Origin of the sequence: Brachyspira pilosicoli (assembly GCF_019402445.1) — a bacterium.
In the GTDB taxonomy this organism is placed as follows: domain Bacteria; phylum Spirochaetota; class Brachyspiria; order Brachyspirales; family Brachyspiraceae; genus Brachyspira; species Brachyspira pilosicoli_B.
The window spans coordinates 1-4,200 of the sequence record NZ_SRZM01000140.1 but is presented as its reverse complement, the minus strand read 5'-3'; the positions used below and the strand labels follow the sequence as shown (position 1 = coordinate 4,200).

At 24.6% G+C, this 4,200-nt stretch carries 4 protein-coding genes; 2 read left to right on the top strand and 2 right to left on the bottom strand.

Features of this window, described 5'->3' with window-relative positions; translation table 11 throughout:
- On the bottom strand, positions 1–487 hold a 487-nt coding region (locus E6A48_RS05665; RefSeq protein WP_219709100.1), incomplete at its 3' end, for a flavodoxin family protein.
- 205 nt (positions 488–692) lie between these two features.
- Here E6A48_RS05665 and E6A48_RS05660 point away from each other — a divergent pair.
- Both E6A48_RS05660 and E6A48_RS05655 read left to right on the top strand, forming a co-directional pair.
- Positions 693–2,201 (top strand): DUF4836 family protein, encoded by a 1,509-nt coding sequence (locus E6A48_RS05660; RefSeq protein WP_219709099.1) that lies wholly within the window; start codon positions 693–695, stop codon positions 2,199–2,201.
- 8 nt (positions 2,202–2,209) lie between these two features.
- On the top strand, positions 2,210–2,932 hold the full coding sequence (locus E6A48_RS05655; protein ID WP_219709098.1) for a TlyA family RNA methyltransferase: 723 nt from the start codon (positions 2,210–2,212) through the stop codon (positions 2,930–2,932).
- A 1-nt stretch (position 2,933) separates the two neighbouring features.
- On the opposite strand, the gene E6A48_RS05650 is transcribed toward E6A48_RS05655, so the two are convergent.
- On the bottom strand, positions 2,934–4,133 hold the full coding sequence (locus E6A48_RS05650) for a Crp/Fnr family transcriptional regulator (protein WP_219709097.1): 1,200 nt from the start codon (positions 4,131–4,133) through the stop codon (positions 2,934–2,936).
- Between the last annotated feature and the right edge of the window lie 67 nt (positions 4,134–4,200).

Here is a 4,200-nt window from a genome sequence, read left to right as displayed (position 1 = left end):
TTCTATATACTCTTGAGCCTCCACTTAATATAAATGGTGCTATATTTTTTCCTTTTAAATCATTTTTTGATAAAAAGCTTTTCATAGGCAAAGCCATATCACCTATCCATATTGGATATCCAATAATAATATTATCATATTTAGACAAATCAACACTTCCATTTAATTCTGGAAGCTTATCATTATCTATATCATCTTTTACTTGAAGCACCATATCATCATATTCATTTGGATAAGGTATTTTTGTAGTAATTTTATATATATCTGCCCCTGTAATCTTTTTAATCTTATTAGCAACTATTTCTGTATTTCCATTCCAAGAATAGTATACTATAATTGTTTTACTGCCATTAAACTCTGTATTTACAACAGAGGCATTGTGTTCATTTAATAAAGCAGATTTAGTAACTTTTCTATCATTAATATTTGAATTACATGATACAATAAATAATAGCAATAATACGAAAACACTAGTTATTCTTTTCATTTTATATAATACTCCCATATATATAACTCATAAACTATACACTTCGAAATATTTTTTTCGTTTAAATTCGAAATATTTTTTATTAAAAACTAGATTAAAATATTTATTTATTTTTAAATACATTTATATTATACTTGACTTTTAATTTTTAGTCTAATATAATATATTAAGTTGCTTTATAAAATTTAAGGAGAGTTTTAGTAAAATGAAAAATATAATATCTATAGTTGTTTTAATGATAACTCTATTTTCAACTTCAGTAATACAAGCAGTAGAAACAAAGTATATTCCAAATACTTCTCAAGCTGTATTTTCTATAAAATTAAATGAATTATCGTCAAAAGCTGAAATTAGTTTACAAAATACTCTTAATAAATTGTTTATGCAAAAGTTTGCTGATAATTTTGCTACATATAGAGATGATGCCTATGTAGTAGAAGCTATGACTAATAGATTAGAACAGATATTAGATTTTTCTAAACCCTCAAAAATAGTTTCATTTAATAGTTATCAAGAAATAGCAGTAATGATTGATATATTAGATGTAACTGAATTAAATAGAATAATGATAAAAATAGCAAGCCAAGAGGATAAGTTAATATCTTTTAGTGATAATAATGCTTACAGATATTTTTATCTTGATGATACAACTTTAATATCTTGGAATGATGAAGTATTTACAGTAGAAACAAAACTAGATGATGTTTATTGGTATAATGAAGAGCTTAATAAAGAAAATGATATCATAAATATTGCTAATTCTATATTTGATACTACTTCTCCTCTTACAAATGAAAAGTTTATGGAATTAGAAAATCAAACTAATGATTTTTATGCTTGGGTAGATTTATCTTTACTTTCTGATGAAACTGATGAGTTTACAAAGTTTTTATTTGGAAGAAGTTATGAAGGAATATCTAAAGAAAGTTATAAAGATGCTATATTGACTGCTAAAGTTAATTTTAATATTGGAAATGCGGATATAGTTATAGATACTTATTCACCAAATTATCCTTATGATAGTTCATTATTAAAAAAGGAATTAGCTGATAATATATATACTTTTGTTAATGGTGAGAACAATTACGGATTTTTATCATTAGCTTTTAACAGCACTGAACTTTCTAAACATTTAAAAACTATGTTTGGAGAACAATTTCCATTTAGCGAAGATTTTGAAGAATTAGAAGAGTATGGAATTGATGTTTATAAACTTATAGAACTTTTGGGTGGTGATATATTTGTATCTGCTTGGGACAGCAATGAAAACGAAGACCCTGATTTACTTATTTCTGCCTCTATTACTGATGAAAACACAATTAAAATTATATTAGATTCTTTAGCTGATGATGTTAATAATGACGTATACACACTTGCTGGCAATACTTGTTATGTTAAAGATTCTATACTTTATATTAGTAGTAACCCTACTATTATAGAAAAAATAATGAATAATGAAATGCCTAATGTTAAGTTAAATGAAGATAAAATTAATTTAGCTAAAAATAATACTTTTGTATTTTATTTAGAATTAAATTCTAATTTAGCTTTATATGGCATTGGTGATGAATACACTGAAAACTTTGAATCTGTATATTTAACTTCAAATATATTAGAAGCTAATCATACTCAAGTATTAATAAAAGTAAATACAAGAGATAAAGAAAAAAATGCTTTGAGTATTATTAAAACATTTATCGGCGGATTAGAATAATATTATAGATGAGATTAGATGAGTATGTACATCATAACGGATATACTGAAAGCAGATCCAAAGCACAGGATATAATATTAGCTGGATGCGTATTCGTTAATGGTGTAAAAGTAACTTCTAAAGCTCAAAAAATAAAAGATACCGATAAAATAGAAATCATACAAAATAGAAAATATGTATCTAGAGCTGGAGAAAAATTAGAGAAAGCTTTATTGGAATTTAATCTTTCTGTAGAAAATAAAATATGTTTAGACATAGGTGCTTCTACAGGAGGATTTACAGATTGTCTTCTCTGCCATGGTGCTAAAAAAGTTTATGCCTTAGATGTTGGTCATAATCAGCTTGTATATAAATTAAGAAATGATAAAAGAGTAATCTCAATAGAAGATTTTAATGCTAAAGATATAAAGAGAGAAATGTTTGAAGGAGAACCACCTTCTATTGTAGTTAGTGATGTTTCTTTTATATCTATTTCAAAAATTGCTCCTATCATATTTAAAGAATTATATGATTTAGAATATTGGGTAAGTCTTATTAAACCGCAATTTGAAGCAGAAAAAGGTGAAGTTTCAAAGGGCGGAATTATTAAAGATGATATATTGAGAGAAAAGATAGTTAATAATGCAATTGATAGAATCACATCAGTAGGATTTAAAGAAATAAACAGAACTATTTCTCCAATAAAAGGCTCTAAAGGAAATATAGAGTATTTATCACACTTTATTATTTAATTTATTTCTTTAATTTGTTTGATGTTCTTTGTTTATATATTTCATACTCTTCATAAAACTCTTCTATATCTTTTACCATAATATGTCCATCATCAGTTATAGAAACAGATTTTATTTTTTTCAACTCAGCTTCTTTATTAGCATCAGCTGTAATACCAACCATAGAACAAAGATCATTAAAATTGTATGGAAATATTATTTGTTTTGAGTTTTTAAATATTAATTCGTATTTAATTAAAGCTTCTAATATAATTACAAACTTACTTACATTATTATTAGCATTAAAGGATTTTATTCTAGATATTGTAATATATACTCTCATACTCATAACTTTTATAAGATAGAGTCTTATACTATTATCTTTTAATATTAACTCCATAAACTCTTCTTTTTTAGCAAGCTGTATAACAGAATCTTGAAGAACTATTGCTGTAGTAAAGAGAGGTCTAATATCGCTTTTAGGAGCATATCCATTAAGTATTTCATTATTCACACATACCCTTCTTGTAACCTGTCTAGAATTAAATATGTTGTACACACCTACTTTTCCATATCTAATAATATAAATATAATCATTATACTGAAACTCTGTATATAAACAATATCCCTTTTTAAACTTATAAACATTATTATCTATATATTCAGGCTCTTCTATTTTTCCTAATTTATCTATTTTATTTCTCACAACTCCAATATCTTCAGCATTAGGATTTAGTTCTAAATATTTAGCATATATCTTTGATGCTGCATCAGTATAGCCATTCTCTTCATAAATACTAGCCATACTAATCATATCTATTCTATTTTTATCACTGTAATAATTATAAGTTGTACTAACTTTATTCAAAAAATAATAATATCTATTAATCCATCTCTCCAAATTAAGAAGCAAATACTCATATATTTTATTTATTATATTAGGATTATCTATCTTTTCTATCTCATAAACATTCATTTCTAAAACTTCAACATCTTCTATTGCTTTAACTGTTGATGTAAAAGGTTCATTTATAACGGCATTAAATAGTCCTATTATCTCACCTTCTTTATATTCTATAGTATAATCATCTGCAAAATAATTGTATGCTAAAACTTTACCTTTGATAATTATATAAAATTTATATTTAGGGTCTTGCCCATCTATAAATATTGTTGATGATTTTGGAAATTTAATTGTTTTATTAGTATTAGTATTATTCATAATATAAACCCATTATTAAAACTTGATAGTTTAATTTTAATAAAAATAATAACTATGTCAATAGTAT